Origin of the sequence: Pseudomonas abieticivorans, from assembly GCF_023509015.1 — a bacterium.
GTDB lineage: Bacteria > Pseudomonadota > Gammaproteobacteria > Pseudomonadales > Pseudomonadaceae > Aquipseudomonas > Aquipseudomonas abieticivorans.
The window spans coordinates 5,964,592-5,982,202 of sequence record NZ_CP094975.1 but is presented as its reverse complement, the minus strand read 5'-3'; the positions used below and the strand labels follow the sequence as shown (position 1 = coordinate 5,982,202).

11 protein-coding genes and 1 pseudogene are annotated in these 17,611 nt (G+C 54.6%); 7 read left to right on the top strand and 5 right to left on the bottom strand.

Annotation, left to right across the window (positions count from 1 at the left end; all coding sequences use genetic code 11):
* Positions 1 to 139: 139 nt before the first annotated feature.
* Positions 140 to 1,117, top strand: coding sequence for a hypothetical protein (locus tag L9B60_RS27180; RefSeq protein WP_249674059.1), 978 nt, complete (start codon positions 140 to 142; stop codon positions 1,115 to 1,117).
* Between the two features lie 577 nt (positions 1,118 to 1,694).
* On the opposite strand, the gene L9B60_RS27175 is transcribed toward L9B60_RS27180, so the two are convergent.
* Positions 1,695 to 1,994: a hypothetical protein gene (locus L9B60_RS27175; protein ID WP_249674058.1), complete on the bottom strand. Its 300-nt coding sequence runs from the start codon at positions 1,992 to 1,994 to the stop codon at positions 1,695 to 1,697.
* A gap of 770 nt (positions 1,995 to 2,764) precedes the next feature.
* Here L9B60_RS27175 and L9B60_RS27170 point away from each other — a divergent pair.
* The 5 genes from L9B60_RS27170 to L9B60_RS27150 are packed head-to-tail and all read left to right on the top strand — an operon-like array spanning position 2,765 to position 9,595.
* Positions 2,765 to 4,222, top strand: coding sequence for a DUF3375 domain-containing protein (locus tag L9B60_RS27170; protein ID WP_249674057.1), 1,458 nt, complete (start codon positions 2,765 to 2,767; stop codon positions 4,220 to 4,222).
* Positions 4,219 to 5,016 carry a DUF4194 domain-containing protein gene (locus tag L9B60_RS27165; RefSeq protein WP_249674056.1) on the top strand — a complete coding sequence of 266 codons (798 nt, stop codon included), beginning with the start codon at positions 4,219 to 4,221 and terminating at the stop codon, positions 5,014 to 5,016. The genes L9B60_RS27170 and L9B60_RS27165 overlap by 4 nt, the downstream gene beginning before the upstream one ends.
* Complete coding sequence (locus L9B60_RS27160) at positions 5,009 to 6,769, top strand: ATP-binding protein (RefSeq protein ID WP_249674055.1); 1,761 nt, start codon at positions 5,009 to 5,011, stop codon at positions 6,767 to 6,769. Before L9B60_RS27165 ends, L9B60_RS27160 begins: the two co-directional genes overlap by 8 nt.
* Entirely contained in the window at positions 6,759 to 8,399 is a 1,641-nt protein-coding gene (locus L9B60_RS27155) for an SbcC/MukB-like Walker B domain-containing protein (protein ID WP_249674054.1), read from the top strand. The genes L9B60_RS27160 and L9B60_RS27155 overlap by 11 nt, the downstream gene beginning before the upstream one ends.
* Positions 8,399 to 9,595 (top strand): DUF3322 domain-containing protein, encoded by a 1,197-nt coding sequence (locus tag L9B60_RS27150; RefSeq protein WP_249674053.1) that lies wholly within the window; start codon positions 8,399 to 8,401, stop codon positions 9,593 to 9,595. The genes L9B60_RS27155 and L9B60_RS27150 overlap by 1 nt, the downstream gene beginning before the upstream one ends.
* A 34-nt stretch (positions 9,596 to 9,629) precedes the next feature.
* On the opposite strand, the pseudogene L9B60_RS27145 reads toward L9B60_RS27150, so the two are convergent.
* The 3 genes and pseudogenes from L9B60_RS27145 to L9B60_RS27135 form a co-directional block, all read right to left on the bottom strand.
* Positions 9,630 to 10,894, bottom strand: a pseudogene (locus L9B60_RS27145) (tyrosine-type recombinase/integrase); the annotation flags it as partial.
* 2,367 nt (positions 10,895 to 13,261) lie between these two features.
* Complete coding sequence (locus tag L9B60_RS27140; protein ID WP_249674052.1) at positions 13,262 to 13,651, bottom strand: DUF4440 domain-containing protein; 390 nt, start codon at positions 13,649 to 13,651, stop codon at positions 13,262 to 13,264.
* A gap of 34 nt (positions 13,652 to 13,685) precedes the next feature.
* Positions 13,686 to 14,987, bottom strand: a complete 1,302-nt coding sequence (locus tag L9B60_RS27135; protein WP_249674051.1) for an NAD(P)/FAD-dependent oxidoreductase — start codon at positions 14,985 to 14,987, stop codon at positions 13,686 to 13,688.
* A gap of 436 nt (positions 14,988 to 15,423) precedes the next feature.
* On the opposite strand from L9B60_RS27135, the gene feaR (L9B60_RS27130) reads away from it, so the two are divergent.
* Positions 15,424 to 16,377, top strand: coding sequence for a transcriptional regulator FeaR (feaR, locus tag L9B60_RS27130; protein WP_249674050.1), 954 nt, complete (start codon positions 15,424 to 15,426; stop codon positions 16,375 to 16,377).
* A 36-nt stretch (positions 16,378 to 16,413) separates the two neighbouring features.
* Here feaR (L9B60_RS27130) and feaR (L9B60_RS27125) read toward each other — a convergent pair whose 3' ends face one another.
* Positions 16,414 to 17,355, bottom strand: coding sequence for a transcriptional regulator FeaR (gene feaR, locus L9B60_RS27125; protein WP_249674049.1), 942 nt, complete (start codon positions 17,353 to 17,355; stop codon positions 16,414 to 16,416).
* Positions 17,356 to 17,611: the final 256 nt, after the last annotated feature.

The window sequence follows — 17,611 nt, the reverse complement described above, 5'->3', positions numbered from 1 at the left end:
CCGTTGCGCATCAATCTGTTCGGAATTTGAATCCTCGTAGAAATCTGCCAGATATTTAGCCATATTACCGCATATGTTAATGTGCCATCACGCAAATAGTAGGAGACTCGCGATGGGCTGGAAAGGGACTGTGCGTTCGATGCAAGCATCGGCAAGACGAGCCGAGCGCAATGCTCATCGCCGGCAACGTGAGCTTGAGAAACAGCAAAAAGAATATGCCAAGATGGAAGCGCTGGAACAGGCAGCGTATGAAGTTGAAGTCTACGAAAATCACCTCGACATCCTTCTGTCGATGCATAAAGAATGTGCCGAACCAGTGAACTGGAAACGGCTCCTTTCTAAGCCTGAACCCAGGCAACCAGAAAACACAGGAGCGCTACAGGAGTCGGCAGAGTATGCTGCAGCCGCATATCGTCCCAACTTTTTGGCGAGGCTATTCAAGCTAGAGGCTCGACAGCGTCGATCGCTCGCGTCAAAAGTAGCGACCGCAAAGCTGGAGGATGCAAGTCGGCATCAGATCGAGCAAAGTGAATGGGCAATCGCTCATGTTGAATGGGCTGAAGAGCGTGACATTGCGTTGCGTGTTCTGGATGGAGAGCGTCAAGCCAAGCTAGACGCTATCGAAGCGTTCGACTCATTCTCGGAAATCTCTCACCTGGGCTCTTCCATCCAGGTGATCGTTCACGAAAGCGGGATCTTGGAGACCAAGCTCGTTATACATGGCTCGGAAGTTATTCCAACCGAAATTAAATCGCTTCTCAAAAGCGGCAAGCTTTCTAGCAAAGCCATGCCGGCAGGTCGTTTCAACGAACTGCATCAGGACTATGTATGCAGTTGTGCTTTGCGTGTTGCTAGAGAGCTGATGGCCGTTCTGCCTGATGACTTGGTCATCGTTACCGCTTTGGATAATGTGCTCAACAGTTCAACGGGCCACATGGAAGAGCTGCCAATCTTAAGTGTGGCTTTCTCCCGATCTACGGTCGGCGGGCTCAACCTAGACTTGTTAGACCCTTCTGATGCGAGGAAGAATTTCGTTCATAACATGAGCTTCAAAAAAAGTGCCGGATTTCTGGCCGTACCGTCCCTGGACGCGCGGCGCTTCGCCGTTTCGGTATAAGCGGGACGCACTTGATCAGTGAAGCGCTGCAGCTCTTCATAAACCACCAGCTCATCTGGGCTACCGCGAGGCAGCCTAAGCGCCTTCAGTTCTGCATGAAGAGCATCGTTCATCGCTGTCAGTGAATTGGATGATGGGCGAAGGGGTGGTGAATGCTGAGTCACCGTGCCGATCCGAGTGCATACACACACATCATCCGGCATGTGCTTACAGAACTCTTGCGTCAAAATGAATTGAAGAGGCTAGGAGGAGGGTGGTTGGGCATTCGTTTTGGCACCTTTTAACTCGCGATTTTTCGATGATCTTCGGCAATATCACGATAATAATTGCAATGCGGAAATCATCCATAAGCTGAATAGCCTCCAGACCTTGAAATAATCTCCGGTGATGGGTATGTCGATTGATCCGCAAGAGATTGCTGATTTGGTGACGAGCGCCTAATGGGCGCATTGCTTATCCTGCCGATTTTTGTCAGCGGCTACATCCCGAAGAACACGTTGCGCGTCATTCCAGCCCGAGGCCTGACCTTTGCAAAGTTTCGCTCCTTTCCTGAGCCGTTTGCATTCCGCCAGCGCAGCTACAAACCCTTCATGCAATTACGCACATCATCATCAATCAGGCTTCCTGGCTTTATACAGTCTTGGAGCGTTTTGCGGTCCGGCTGGCGAGCGAATTCCTGCTGAGCTTGCCGGACGCATTGCCGGCGAACGGCTTTGCCGACGCTGCCGGTGTCATTGGCAAACATGCCACACACGGCTGAATGGGAGACGCTGGTGATCGCGTTGGCGGTCGCCGTTATTGGTGAGATCGCGAGCGCTGCGTTAGAGGTTACCGCCAGGATTATCAGTGTGATGCCGTGGGTGAGGTTGTTGGCCATGCAGGTCGATTCCTTGACGTGGGTGTTCGTGTGAATTCCATGGTGATGCGGTGTCGCTTAGGGCCCGCGCAGCATTTGGCAGCGGCTACGGTGGATGAGCCGCTGATGCTGCAGATTTCACGTAGCAGCGCGGACGTAGATTCGTTTCAGGCTCAATCAAAAACTCGCTGGCAAACCAGCTCCCACAAAAGCCTGAAGGCCTGAGACACCGGAGTGGCCCGGGAGCTGGATTGCTGATACGTTTGCGAAAGGAATAGAATCGTCTATTCCATTGATTTGTATAGACTTCTAATCATCGATTTGCAAATTATTGTAAGAAGCCTGATGCGTTTCTACAGTTTTTAGCAAGTCTCGTAGACGTTTCTCCGCCTTAACGAAATCTCCGATTGGAGTTTCTTTCCGTTTCTGAACAGGTGCGGGGCCCCTTGGAGACTCCGAAACCTGGTCAGCCTCTTCTGTCTTCATGTAGGTTCCAAGTGTCGCCACCATTTAAAAACGAAGCTCACGAGGCCCGCAGCCCCCTTAATACCCGAACAACATGACATGGCTTATATTGGCTTAGATGGAGGTCAGCATCGGTAATACGCGACGGCGGCCTTGTACAGAAGGGTATCGAACCAGACTACCAACCCTAGGGTGAACGTAAGCGTCTGGGGACGGCATATTGCGATGGGTTTGTAATCCTTTAGGATTGAGGTCTCAGCATGGGATACCAGGTTCGTCTCGCCACGAGCAGAGATGCTGCAGCTCACTACCATTAGAGAGGCGCGATGAGTTTGTACGAGAAGCAAGCGCGTTATCGTCGTTTGCATAGTGAACAGTCTGCCTGGCGCTTACTGCGTGCAGATTCGGCACCGATTGTCCTGGCGTTCATCGACAGCCTGTTTGTTGACGAACAAGAGGTGTTGTTCGCACGCGCAAAAGCCGCCCTTGAGGCAGAGTTGCCGACCTGGCAGGGAGCGTATGGCATGCAAGACAACGCCAACTTGCACCTGCGCAACTGGATCCATGCCGGCTGGATGCGTGAGCATGATGACCACCTGACCCGTACTGACGCCTTTCATCAGGCACTGCGATTTGTCGAGGGTCTTGAGAGCAGGGATACCACGACATCTGCCACCCACCTACGCCGAGTCCAAGACGCTGTACGAGACCTAGCAGTCGCTCTCAACCCGAGTGCTGAAGAGCGTTTGCTCGTAATGCGTGAACGGATGGCAGAACTGAGTGAAGAAGTCATGCGGCTGGAAGCAGGCATCGTGCCCGAGCTGTCCAGTGCCGAACAGCGTGAGCGAGTACGCGGTGTTTACCAAATGGCCTCCGGGCTAACCGGTGATTTTCGCCGGGTTGAGGATGACATCCGTCAACTTGACCAGAGCATCCGTGTTCAGATGATCGAATCGGAAGGCGGTCGTGGCCTAGTCATCCAGAACCTTCTGGATAATGAAGATGCACTTTTGCAGACAGACGCTGGTCAGGCGTTTGACGGCTTTTTCAGGCTCCTGTGCGACGAGAACAGGAGCGTAGAATTCCGTGAGCAAATCCGGTCGATTTTGGACCGTCCGACTGCCAGATCCCACCTTAATGCACAAGAAATCCGTTTTTTCACACATCTGGTGCGTGAGCTGAGTAGCGAAAGTCAGCGGGTAATTTCGATACGTCGCCGCACCCAGGAAAGCCTCAGGGCGTTTGTCGAGGCTGGTGCTCAGAGCGAACGCAGGGCAGTCGAGCAGGTCTTGCGCCAACTGGAAAAACTGGCAGTCACCTTTAAAGATCAAGACATTGGCCCACGCACCTCACTAAAGGTACATGTAGCCAGCGGGCCATTCTCGGTTAGCTCGCCATCGAGCATTCGACTGATGCAACCGCAAGCCAGCCTGGATACCAGCAAGGTGGTTCCGCAAAGTAACCAGACCACTGTGAGTGACACCATTCTTGAGTGTTTAGAGGCTGTGCAGATTCAGGAGGTGGCCGAAGCCATGCGCGACCTGTTGAAAAGCCAAGGGCCGATGAGTCTGGCTCAGATCGCCGAGTTGCGCCCTATTCAGGGCGGGCTTGAGGAGTTGGTCGCTCTTGTCCGCATCGCCAAAGCCATTGAAGCGGTTTCCCTCGAGGGCGTCGAGCATCTGGTAGTCGCTGACCGACAAGGTCAGACCATACGTGCCAAAATTCCCGTGCTACTCCTGAGCGCCGACCAGTTCCCGGAGAATTTAGAGAGCCTCCCCCTATGAACCGTGAAGACCAAAACAACGATGCTTTGGCACCGTCGCTCTTCGACACTTACCGCCAGGTGGCAGTCACGGCCCTGGCCGATACAGAACACCGGGAAGAAAGACTGGCAAAGCAGGAGGAGCCCGGCGAACTTGACGAAGTGGCCGTCCAACCTGAATCACAGGTTGTCCACGACATCATGCCAGCGGAGGCTCGTCGGGCCCTGAGGCTGCTATTGAACACGGGTGTTGTGCGGGCGGAAAAGAAACGCTTGGCTTTTGAAGCTCTGTGCCAGCACCGAGCACTCATCGCCGCTCATCTGGCCAACATGTTGCTGTGTATGACGCTAGACCAGAAAGCAGGCATTGCTATCCTTCTCGAGCAGGACTTGAGCGAGTCCGAGTTCGAGGATCTGACAGACGAGGATGGCTCAAGCCTGGTTGGAAAACGCACCATGCCGCTTTACGACACGTTGGTGTTGCTGGTGTTGCGCAAGTACTACCAGGAGCGGGAAGTCATTGGTGAGAACAAGGTGATGATCGATGTCGACACCATCGCCGAACTCATGACCCCTTTCTTGAAGCTCACCAACAGTAGCGCTCTTGAGCGCAAGACCCTCAATGGCTCTATAGCTAAGCTGCGCGAAAAGCGCCTGCTGGCGAATGTGCGCGGCGACGGTGAGCGATTGGAAATCACCCCGGTCATTCGGTACGTGGTCAATGCCGACTTCCTGAATACCCTGCTAAGCGAGTACCAGCTGCTTGCCGACCGGGGGAGTGTGATGGATCAACAGGAGGTAGAAGACGATGTCTGACACGGCCAATACCAGCTTTGGCGATCTATTCTCTACAGGACAGATCCGCCTAGCGGAGATCTCGGCTTACAACTGGGGTTCCTTCCACGGGTTACACACGGCAGTGATCGACCCTGAAGGCACCCTGATCACCGGTGATAACGGTGCGGGTAAGTCGACGCTCATCGATGCGCACATGGCACTGCTCAACCGACCTGGGCAAACGTCATTCAACATCGCAGCCTCGCAAGGTGATCGTTCAGATCGCAACCTGATGTCCTATATTCGCGGCAATTACGGGACAGCCCACGACGGTTCTCAAACCCTCAACCTGATGAAGCGCGATGGCGCAACCATGACCGCCTTGCGTGCCCTATACCGGGCCGACGACGGTTCCGAGATAACGTTGGTGTCCATGTTCTGGATTCGCCAGGCCGGCGCCTCCATGACTGACCTCAAGCGTTTCTACCTGGTAGGTAAGCGGAATGTCAGTCTGGAAGTGCTCCTGCAGCAATTTGGTTCCAACAACGTGCGCCAGCTCAAGCAGTATGTCGATGACGACCCAATGCTTAAGCACTTCGACAACAGTTTTTCTGCGTACCAAGAGTATTTCACTAGGCTGCTACGCATGGAAAACTCCAATGCGCCGGCGCTGCTGCAGCGTGCATTGGGTCTGAAGAAGATTGATGACCTGACAGCGCTGATCCGTGAACTGGTGCTGGAGCCAAGCAAAGTTCGCGATCTGGCTACTGGGGTTGTTAAGGAATTCGACGATCTGATCGCCGTCCACAATGAGCTGGATACAGCTAAGCAGCAAAAGGAGGTGCTGAGCATCCTGCCAGACCATAACCGGAACTATGAGAGTTCCTTGGAGGAGCAAGGGCAGGTCAATTCAGAGGCCGCTGGGTTGACTGCATTCTTCGGTGAGCAGGGCAACCGACTCTGGGGACTGCGCTGTGAAGATCTGGATCGCTCGCTGGATGACCTGACGTCGGACGGTAAGCGTTTGGCTGAATCGGTGTCGCAGAATGAGGAGCGTGTAACCTCGCTTTTACACGCCTACCAGCAGCAGGGCGGTGATCGCCTTGATAGCCTGCGGCGTGAGGTTGAGGATGCGGAGAGGGGCTTCCAGACCACGACCAATAAGGCCCATGACTACCAGAAGGACACTCGTGATCTTGGGCTTGCTGAAACGCTTACCGCGAGCGCCGTGCGGGACAACATCGCTTCGGCCAAAGCTGTTCTGGTTGATTTACCCGCTCAGATTGACGATGCGAAGAATGCTTTCGGCGAGTCGCGTGGCGCTCTCTCGGGCATTACCCAACAGATAAAGAACCTGCAGGCCCAGATCAGTGAAATTGAGAAGCGGCCCAACTCCAACATTGACGCCGCGTTTCAGCGCCTGCGGGACGAAATGGTTGAGAGCCTGCAACTCAACAAAGATGGCGTCGTATTTATCGGTGAACTGCTCGACGTGCGCAGTACCGAAGCGCGTTGGCGCGGTGCTATTGAGCGGGCGCTTGGGGGCCACCGGACAACGTTGCTGGTGCCCGAAGACAAGTTCCGCATGGTTACCGGCTGGGTAAACAGCCGACACACACGGCCTGCATGTTCGTGTCCAGGTTGTCAGCAAGACCGAGCGCAACCCGGAGTTCCTCGGCGACGGGTTCCTACGCAAACTAGAATGGAAAGAACATCCGTATCGCGACTGGCTAAAGCGCCATCTGGCGCGTTTCGACCTGCACTGTGTGGATTCCACAGAAGTGCTCAATGATACCCCTTACTCCATGACCCGCGAGGGCCTGGTGCACATGGAAAAGGGGCGTTTTGAGAAGAAGGACGGGACACGCGTCGACGATAAAAAGAACTGGTACCTCGGATTCAACAACCTCAGCCGACTGGCGGCACTCCAGGAAGAGGGGGAGCGCCTGCGGGAAGGCCTCGATTCCGCCCGATCCGATGAATCTGTAAAACGTCAGGAAATGGACATCCTGGTGGCCTCTGAGGCCATCTGGAAACGTGTGGCTCAAACCCTGTGGGATCAAATTGACGTCACCTTGGCAAAGCAACACCTGGACACCCTAAAGAACGACCTTGCGGCCCTCAATGCTCCGGACAGCGATCTGAGTAAGGCCAAGGCGCTGCTTGAACTGGCTAAAAAAGAGCTCCAGGAAATCCGCACTGCGCAAAACCAAAATGCCAGAGCGGTCGGTGGGTTCGAGTTGGAGATCCGGCAGGCCAACAAAAGTCGTCAGGTCTCAGCCCTTGCTGCCAGTGCAGGCTTGGCAGACGCTGTGCGCCAGTCATTGTCCCTGCGTGTTGGCATTCTTACCTTGGAACATCTGGATAAACTCAATCAACTGGAGAAAACCCAGCGAGAGTTCCTAGATGATGCATTGAACTCGATTGGCAAACGAGCGAATCACTACAACGGCCGCATGATCGCGATCATCAACAGCTTCAAGACAAAGTGGCCGTTGGTTGCCAATGACTGGTTGACGACTATCGAGGGTCGCCAGGATTACATCGACTACCTCGACAAGCTTAATAACGAGGGTCTGCCCGATCTGGTTGAGCGCTTCCAGCAGCGTCTAAACAACAATACCACCCAGTCCCTGGGCCGCATGCAACGGGCCATTGATGACGAGCGTGAGGACATTCAGGATCGTATCGCCACCATCAACGAAGTGCTGGAGCGTACTGAGTTCAACCACGGCACGTTCCTGCGGCTGAAACATGAGGATGAACACTACGCGCATGTCAAAGAATTCACAGCCTTACTGGGCTCGGTTCTTAAACATGCCTCAAGCGTTGATCACGAGGCTCGGTTCCTCGAGCTTTGCAGTCTGATCAGCAAGCTGGAAAAGGCTACCAATTCAGCCACCGCCATTAACCTGGAGAGTCAACGCCTCTTGGATTCGCGCTACCGCATGACGTTCTATGCCAACGAAATCGTGAAGGAAACCGGCGCCGTGCGTGATGTGCTTCGCTCATCTTCAGGCAAGTCCGGTGGGGAGAAGGAGTCGTTTGCCGGCATCATCGTGGCTGCCAGTCTGGCCTATGTGTTGACCCCGGATGGTGCTCCGCACCCGATGTACTGCACCGTTTTCCTGGATGAGGCCTTTTCCAACACTGCCGATAAGGTGAGTCGCCGCGTGCTGCGGGTGTTTCGTGAGCTTAAAATTCACGTCAATTTGATTACACCCTACAAGAACCTGAACCTGGCTCGTGATTCAGCCCGCTCTCTGATCATCGCCGAGCGTAAGATCGATGGCCATGAAAGTCGCCTGAGCCAGATCACTTGGGATCAACTTGACCAGCAAAGCGCTGAACGCCGGGAAGCTAAGCAAATCCAATTGGCCGGGGTCGCTGAAGGCCTGGGCATTCAGATGGAGCAACTCTAATGCGCAGTTGGGGGCGTTTGCCAACCGATGTCATGCGCGAGGTCGAGCGCCTTGAATGGGATAACGCAACCAATCTACGGGGGCGACTGCAGGGCACGCGGCGCTTTCCAATCAGCTTGACGCTTAAGCCACCAGCGGCTGGCGATGCATTGATGGACATTGACCACTTCCACAACTGGGTCAATGCATGGCGGCAATGGAGCAAGCAAAGTCAGGTTAAGTGGGTAACCCGCAGGTATCGAGTGGTGGGTGATGTCGAGGTACCGGAGCGGCTTGACCTTGGGAATGTTAAAGAGTTGATTGAAGCCATCGGGCCAGCAGCCGTAAAGCGTTCCCATATCTGGGCGGCTCTCATGGAACCCCTGCTGGCAGTGGATCGAAATCTGTATGACACCCTCATTCGCCAGATTCTTGTGGTCGAGCAAATGAGTCATCGTACTGCTCAGCAGATGGCTAAAGTACTGCCACAGTTGCGTAAGGGTATTGGGGCTGGGTATTTCCTGCGGGGGGTGCCTGTGCAAGGGATTGATACCAAATTTCTGGAAACGTACAACCCTCTGCTGACCACCTTGCTTGATGTCATCCACAGCGGGGAACTGAGTGAAGCCGGTGGGCTGGATGCCTGGCTCGGCTGCCTGCCAACCCCGAGTAACTGGCTCTATATTCGACCCCTGTGCCCAGAGGTTAGGCAACAAATGGGGGGCTTTTCTGTAATACAGATTCCTCTTGAACAGTTTCTTGAGCAACCATTGCCTGGCCGCAGGGTGTTGGTAGTGGAGAACACCAAGCCAGGCTACGCCTTGCCCGAACTGCCCGAAACAGTCGCCATCTTTGGTGGTGGGCGGAACATCCAATGGCGTATGGCTCCATGGCTTGCCGAGCGGGATGTAGCATATTGGGGAGACATCGACAGCTGGGGGCTCACAATCCTTGCTCACGCCCGGCAGGCACTGCCAGGGATTACGGCCTTGATGATGGATCACGAGACCTTAATGACGCACATGGATTTTGCCGTGGAGGAGCCGCGCTCAACGAGCCTTCCTGCTATTGGTTTGCATGCGGAGGAGCGTATGCTGTTTGAAGGTCTTATCAAATCTGCGCAAAGCATAATCCGTTTGGAGCAAGAGTACCTTGCCCAGGATTATGTTTTGTCCAAACTCTACAACTGGGCGAATGGCTGCACCACGAAATCGTAATAGTCGTCTCCAACGCAACCCGGTTTGAGTCCGGTTCTTGGTCATGCGAGTGGTAGTAGACGTTATGAGTTGTGCTGAGGTTACTATGGCGTAAGTCCAGCTGCAGATCCTTTGCGCTGCGCAGCGGCGCATCAAACGTGGCCGCCGTGTGCCTAAGCCAATGGGCAGAAGCAGCTTTAAGGCTGATCAGCTCGTGCTCCTCTCGGTCTTCATCTCGCATCCGAGACAACGCGTTATCAAAAACAGCCTGGAGGAGGGCGCGCACCTGTCGTCCTGAAAGACCTGATCTGCCGCGCAGCGTAGTGAGCAGGGGTGTCTTTTCCTCCCACTGTGGCAACTCGGGCAGGCCAACGAAACGCCGATAGCGCCGAGATATTTAGTGACGTACTCGTCTCTAACGGCAATCTTCCCGGCTTTGTTGCCTTTGCCGATGACGTGGTACCACCAGTTTCCTTCTTCGTCCTGTCGAAAATCTCCCATGATCGGGTGCCAATTAGGTCTGCCGACGATATCTGAAACCCGAAGGTACATGGCGAAGAGGGTAGCTACGATGAACAGCGTTCGCTCATGACGCTCAGGTTCGGTCAACGCCATCTGTTCAGCGGTTTCCAGAACGTAGTCCCACTGAAGAGGCGTCAATGCGCGATGAGCGCCTTCTTCTTGCGGAGTGCTCCGATTCTGTCCCTTTTTCTTGATCATGCGGAACGGATTGGTAGCAGCTGCTCCGTCTTCGACCAGATGTTCGAAAAAACGACTACTGATTGAGTACACCTGATTGATGGTGCCTTGAGACGCTTTGTAGCTCTCGGGCAGTTCCACCCCTGGGTGCTGATCGCAGCTTTCCTTCTCACGACGAGCAGCTTTGGAAGATTTCAGGCTGAAAGGCCTCCATTTGTCGTTCGGCATAACCAGATCGCCCCACGTTGACTCTGTGTGGCTGCTGGAGACAAACCGCCCGCGAACAATTGGGCCAATCCAGTCTGCCGGCGGGTTCCGGCAGAACTCAAGGTAGTCCTCGGCGTCTTGACGCTAGAGCTGGCTAAATGGTTTGCGCTTAACAAGCATCGACCATAGGAGCATTCGTTCCACATGTGTGCGGTAAGACGTGAAGGTGAAACTGTTGTCCGAGAATGACCTCAGAAAACTACGCACCGCTAGGTAACCCTTGTGCGCCTCAACCATGGGCTCAAATGAGTCCAGGTAAACTCGAACACACACCATGCCAGGCTCAGGCGAACTAAAGTCCTGATCAATGAAGATCTCATAGGACACAAAGATAGGCCGCGGCAGTTGAGACATTAGAAGGCTTTACCGAGTGATTAACTTCAGCGAGAAACTTCCAGCATTGGGAGTAACTGGAAGTTAGAAGGGCGTGTTTCACAAATCCGCCCTCGCCATCAGCTGGTGAATAGAATGATCGTTTGACAATGTCCGATACTAGTCCTCTACGTGCTTGCGCGCAACTCAACTCTTTAAATTTCATGGTGCGGACATTACCGATAGAATCCTATTTTAAGTCTTGACTTAAGCTTGCAGTCGTACTAGCCATATAGCTTGACATATCCAGTTGTTCGGTTTGAAAGTATATTGTCGCTGGGGTTATTAATCCGAGGCGCCACTCTATTTTCCGGCATTTCTCATAATATGGTTTACTTGTTAATTGAAAATACCAACTTGGATGTCTGCATCACTCTGTTTTGACGTAAATTGAGTACCGGGATCGCCGGGAGATATGGCTCCCCTTAGGGTTGGCTTGCCTGGGCCGAGTCCGGCTGGCGGGGACAGTCTCAGCCCACGCAGGGCATGTCGACAAGATTGGAGCGGGCGGCCGCGTAAATCGACCGCAATACCAGTGGGCATTGGCCTATGGCCGGCCAGGCCCATTACAGATAAATGTAGTGGGCAATAGAGTTAATACTTAGTTTTCAGTGAACGGCTGGAATTAGTGCTGGCCTAGGTTCTTTACATGTGCCTACGCGTGTTTACGGTCTCGAATTTAGAGCACCTCTCGATGGCCACAATTTATTGCAATATCTACAAGTGCGCAACAGACTTTTTATTGTGTAGATGTGCAGCAGGTATTTTTTGCAGCGCAAGCAGTTCATATACTCATTCCATCAGAGAGAATTAGGAAAGAATGAATTTCTAGAGGTTTTTGCAATTTACGTTTCTACAGATTAGTGAACAATGAACATCTCTACAGATCGTTGAAAAAATGGCGATTCTACTTGTTGTTGAATAAACAGCCCTCAACTAGCCGTATTCACGGGAGCACGCATGTGGATACGACGTGGTTGAGCGGCAATCTTGGGCTAACTCTCAGCGTTGAGGGAGTGGATTGAGCGCGTCAGTACCTACTGGGCTGACGTCGTGTCGGAGGTGCCGGTGTTAGTCCAGAAAAACACCCAGTTGGCCAACACAGCAACGCCTGCAGGCGTTAGGGTTGCCTGGGGAGCAATCCAGCCCCCGAACCTGCTGACGTTTCTCCTAGTAAATGAAAGGCGGGCGTTTATCGTCGTTTTTGAAACATTGGCTGCAGGCCACGCAATCCGGGGCTTTCAGGCTATTTTGGGTGAGTAGATGAGTGCGCAACCATTCTCGGAGTTTTTGCAAAAAAGGGCTATGCCGTCAATGGGCGAAAACTAGGACTAGAATCCAATAATTTTCATGTATAACAACGGGATAGCTCGATATTTGGTGTCTACACATTCTGCAAAATCGACGTCCTGTGCAAGCCCGGTAAGAACGCTGGAGGTCATATCTGACGCGGGGTTCAGGGAAGCCCAGGGTGGATTTCTACTACTTTCGCGAACGCATCAACTGCCTGGATGGCAGAGCAGACCTGACAACCATAACCTAAAGCCAATCCCCAATACTCAATTTAACATAATATACATTATGCGTAGTCACAGCTATGGCTCCCCGGACCGAGACAGGTGGATTGCAAGCGCCAATAAGCTCCCTCACACCACAACCTTCAAATTACTCACGCTCACTCATTCACACCCATCCCACATCCCACCATAGGACACTGCAGCACTCAGCCCCTAACCAATGCAGTCCAACCCAACCGAAGAACCCTGCGCTCAGGCCACGCTTTGCGCTCGCACGCAACGCCAGTGCTACAGACACGTCGCGCGCCAATCTCGACCTTGTCCAGGCTACAAACTTAACGCCTGTTGAAATCTGCAGTAATCACAGGCCACAGCTGCTGCGCATTTCACGCTAAGGCAGGCACGCTCAAGTAGTCCTCTAAGTTGAATCCACAGGGCACGCCGTGACGGTCAATCTAGCTGTCGACATGAAGCATCTTGTAGAGCCGTCACAACGATCACGCCCAACGACAGCCTGCAAACCTGCCGCAATGCAAGGGCCTGAAACCTGCCGGGCCCTGTGCGATATGCATACAGTTCAGCCAATCCTGCATTAAATCGGCTGCAGGCACGACGCAAACCAATGATCAGCCAGTTACAGCCTCAGCCGGCGCCGAACGTGAACACAGGGAAGGGATTTGATAGACTGACACACCCCGCTAGACGCGTGGGCAAACAACTAGAAGTTAACTCAACTAAAGGACTATTTAGTTGAGTTATTTATGCCATGCCAGGCGCGCAAGTCATGGCCCCTGCCCTTGGGCTTGGTCATTCACCAAGCCCACCGCAGCCTTCACGCGCTAATCACACCATCGGCGTACATGTCGGCGATGATTCGCCAGCCTTGGGCTTCGAGCGTCCACACGAACAGGCTTTTCATGTGAAATGGCGCTGGCTCATCGGTTTGCAGCTCCCACGTCACCCAGGTGTAGGCGACATTCTCTGCCAGGCGGCGAAGCCGATCGATGCGGATGCGGGCCGCATGGGTGTCAGTGACCAAAGTGGCGACCAGGTCGCGCAGCGCCCCGCTGCCCGAGTACAGGTGGGTGGTGCCGGCACCGGTGATTTCGGTGTCGTGGGTATACAGTTCATCGACGATGGCCGCGGCATCTTTTTGTTGCCACAGCGCTTCCAGTACATTCAAGCGCTCTCGCAGGGCATCCCCTAGTTCATTGTTTTGCATGACTGACCTCTTGTTCTGATTGGAATTGGGGTGATCAACGACGTCCGTTGAAGTAGCCGCCCAGTTGGTGGGTGACTTTGCCAAAGGTGTAAATAAAGGCGCGGAACTGTTCTTTGCCGTAGATCTGCGAGCGAGGGATCGAGCTCATGACGTCATAGTGTTTCGAGCCCCCCAATATGCCTTCGGCCAACACCCGGCTGACCACGTGGCTGGGGGTTACGCCGAAGCCGGAATACCCTTGTACATAGAAGGCGTTCGGCCGGCCGGGCAAGGTGCCGATCTGCGGGAACAGGTTAGCCGAGCACTCCATGGGGCCGCCCCAGGCCAGGTCGATCTTGACGTCCTTGAGGTAGGGAAAGATGTTCAACATCAACTTGCGATTCCATTCCTTCAAGTTGTTGGGAATATGGTCAATGCAGTACGTGGCGGCGCCAAACAGCAGGCGGTTTTCATTGGTGACCCGGTAGTAGTCGATCACCGGGCGGATATCACTGAAGGCGCCACGGATGGGGCTGATTTGTTCAATCAACGCGTCCGAAAGCGGTTCGGTGACCAGCTGGAAGGCGTAGGTACTGATCATCGTCTTGTGCAGTTCCGGCTCAAGACGGTCGAGAAAGGCGCCACACGACCAGACGATTTTCTGGGCCTTGACCGAGCCCTTGGCGGTGCGCACATGGATGGTGTCGCCATAGGTGACTTCCAGCACCGGGGTGTTTTCAAACACCTGCCCGCCCAGGCTGACCAACGCTTGCGCCTCACCCAGCAACAGGTTCAGCGAGTGGATATGGCCGTTGCCCATGTGCATCAACGCGCAGCTGTAGGCGTCCGAACCGACGATTTTTTTGACGTCGGCACCTTCCAGGTAGGCGATTTCGCACTCGGGGCTCAGCTCCTTGTACTCTTTCTCCCAGGCTTGCAGCAGCTTGCCTTGGCGTTTGTTGAAGCCGAGGTAACCGTAGCCATGGCGAAAATCGGCATCGATGCAGTACTTGTTGATACGGCTTTGAATAATCGCGGCGCCCTGGTCGCTGATTTCAAAGATCGCCCGCAGACCGTCTTCGCCAACGTGTTTGCGGATCTTCTCCAGGTCATGCCCGATACCGGCCATGACGTGCCCGCCATTGCGCCCCGAGCCGCCGAAACCCAAGTAACGTGCTTCCAGCACCACGACATTCTTGACGCCCTGCTCTGCCAGTTCCAATGCCGTGTTGACGCCCGAAAAGCCACCGCCGATCACTACCACATCCGCTTCGATGTCGTGTTCAAGGTCGGGGAATTTCAGGTCGTATTTACGTGTGGCCGTGTAATAAGTAGTGGGTGTTTCAACAGATAGCATGACACTTCCTCACAACAGTGCGTTCATCAATCATCCGCCTCGGGCCACGCAGGGCGACAACGTTAGCGCTGCGCAGGTCATGGAGGCGACGCACTCATTAAATCGTCGGGCTGTTGAAAGCGACATGCGCCAGAGCGTCAACCAGATGACCCAGGCTGCCAGGATTGAGGCGTTACCGATGAGCTGGCAACGCATGCCGAGCCCCCTTCCCAATGATTAACATGTTACCGAATGGATCAGTTTTCCAGGCTCAGGGGGCCTATGCCCGATCCTCACGCGCACGCCGAATGAGCATGCCGCCCAAGACCCTACGATGACAACATAAGTAATTGATTTATATAGGGTAAAAAATCGTCCGCGCAAAGGCTGAACAACGGCGTGGTTTTTGCGTGGGCAAAGGGTCTTGATGTAAAAAAACCGGTAATGGAGGTTGCAGATGAACACCGTTGGCTCCCTGCACATGCACACGGGTGCGCGCGGCTTCGAGGAGTGGAACCACCACTTGGCCACCCATTGCGGCACCTTCCAGTGCGAGCCACCCGCCGAGCAAGGGCTGCAGGCGTTTTCGGGGGGTATCCTGCCCTCCTCCAGTGGCCAAGCCATCTGCCCGGGCTCGCGAATCGTCAGCAACTGCCAACATGTGCACCGCCAACACCGCGATATTCGGCAGGATGACCGGGACTTTTATTACCTAGTGATGCAGATGAGTGGGTCAGGCCTGATGTGCCAGGACGACGGCCAGGTCATGCTCAGCGCCCATGACCTGGTACTGCTGGACGTCAACAAGCCGTGTGATTTCTATTTCAACGGCCTCTCCGATCAATTGTCGTTGATCATCCCGCGGCATTTTATCGAGTCGCGATTCCGTCACCGGCAGTTGCTGCTCAATCATCGGATCGCGGCTGATTCCAGGCTGGGGATGCTGACCGGGCTGCTCACCCAGCAATTGTTCGATGCACAGCCTGGGTGTGACGAGGAATCGGAGGCCTTGCTGGACGCGTTGTTGGCCTTGCTGCGCCCCAACGTCACTGAAAACCTGGCAACCCCCCTACCCTATCAAGAGCAAACCCAGCTTCACATGCTGCAAAAAGCCAAGGCCTTTATTGAAGCGCAGTTGATCAACAGTGACCTTACGCCGTCGATGATCGCCGACAGGATCGGCACGTCGGTGCGCAACCTGCACCGTCTGTTCGCCCACGGCGATACCACGATCGGCCGCTATATCCTGGAAAGACGATTGGAACAGTGTGCCGAGCAACTGAAAAGCGAGGGTGCCTACGAAAAGGTCTCCAGCGTGGCGTACCAGTGGGGCTTTAGCGACGTCAGCCATTTCTCACGTTCGTTCAAGGCGCGCTATGGCGTCTCGCCCAAGGCGTTTCGCCAACACTAGCCGTGGCGCCGTCAAGCGCGCGAGACGCCGCGCTTTTCAGGAACACATCGCCGATTCGACGCGGTAATCGCGCGGGGACCGCTGGTACTGTTTCTTGAAGATCTTGCTGAAGTGCGCCGAGTCCGAGAACCCCCAGCGATAGGCGATCTCAGTGATGTTCTCATGCCGCAGGCACGGGTTGCCCAGGTCGCTGGCGCAGCGCTGCAGGCGCGCCCGTTGAATGAAACGGCAGACACTGTCGCCGCTGTTTTCAAAGGAGCGGTACAGGTGCCGTATAGAGATGCCCAACTGGTTGGCCATCCACTCGGGGCTTAACTCGGGGCTGTGCAGGTGCTCGCCGACCATGCGCTCGATTTGCCGGCGCAGCCCGCTGATTTCCAAAATGTCTTCTAGCCCCTGGCAATTGGGCCGCTCGATCAGCGTCGGCTGCAGCAGCGCAATGATCGCGTCCTGCATGCCCATGCCGTCATCGCCGGTAAAGCAGTCTTCCTGGTCTTGCAGGATCTGATTGACCAGCGAGCGCAGCAAGCGGCCGCTGGGTGAGCGTGTCTGTAGTTTCCCGGACAAGCTGCCGTGGGGGCTAAGGGCTCGCACCCGGTCGCGGGAAATCGAGATGGAGACGTGCTCGATCAACCCTTGGGGTTCGACGCTGCACTCACCGGCCTGGTCCATGATCGCCAATTCGCCGGGCGCAAGCTCGATGGCATGCCCATCCAGGTGAAGCTGGCAAAAGCCTTTGCGCTGCACGATCAGGAAGCAATAGCGGTCATCAGCGTTGTCGACGTTCTGCCGAGGCTTTGCAATCTGCCCGGCGTTGGTGCGCACTTCGGCCAGGCCGACGCCACCCAGGTCACGTTGCGACAATTCGCCAATAAACAGCGAGTGTTCGGGACGAAGGTGGGTGGTAAATGCACCGCACGCATCCCAGATGGCTTTATCCCAGTGCAGGGTTTTATGCCGCAGCCCATCTTGATTCATGATTGGCTCTCTTCGCGGACTGATTGCCCGCTTTTTCTTGGATTTATGGCCAATAGTTAACATGTTATTGAAATTTATTTCAACTCCGGCCGTCACTCCTCCACCAAGCAAAATTCGTGACAACCGCAGCGAGGGCGCCAAACTCAGTCGTTAATATTTCATCTAGATGAACTGCCCAGGCAGTCTGTTCACGTGTACTCCTTTGCCCTGCACGTGGCAATAAAAAAGCCGCAACCCGTTGGGGGTTGCGGCAATG

Coding starts and splice junctions, on each gene's coding strand:
- L9B60_RS27180 (WP_249674059.1), top strand. CDS start 140: ATGCAAGCATCGGCAAGACGAGCCGAGCGCAATGCTCATCGCCGGCAA.
- L9B60_RS27175 (WP_249674058.1), bottom strand. CDS start 1,994: ATGGCCAACAACCTCACCCACGGCATCACACTGATAATCCTGGCGGTA.
- L9B60_RS27170 (WP_249674057.1), top strand. CDS start 2,765: ATGAGTTTGTACGAGAAGCAAGCGCGTTATCGTCGTTTGCATAGTGAA.
- L9B60_RS27165 (WP_249674056.1), top strand. CDS start 4,219: ATGAACCGTGAAGACCAAAACAACGATGCTTTGGCACCGTCGCTCTTC.
- L9B60_RS27160 (WP_249674055.1), top strand. CDS start 5,009: ATGTCTGACACGGCCAATACCAGCTTTGGCGATCTATTCTCTACAGGA.
- L9B60_RS27150 (WP_249674053.1), top strand. CDS start 8,399: ATGCGCAGTTGGGGGCGTTTGCCAACCGATGTCATGCGCGAGGTCGAG.
- L9B60_RS27140 (WP_249674052.1), bottom strand. CDS start 13,651: ATGCAAAACAATGAACTAGGGGATGCCCTGCGAGAGCGCTTGAATGTA.
- L9B60_RS27135 (WP_249674051.1), bottom strand. CDS start 14,987: ATGCTATCTGTTGAAACACCCACTACTTATTACACGGCCACACGTAAA.
- feaR (WP_249674050.1), top strand. CDS start 15,424: ATGAACACCGTTGGCTCCCTGCACATGCACACGGGTGCGCGCGGCTTC.
- feaR (WP_249674049.1), bottom strand. CDS start 17,355: ATGAATCAAGATGGGCTGCGGCATAAAACCCTGCACTGGGATAAAGCC.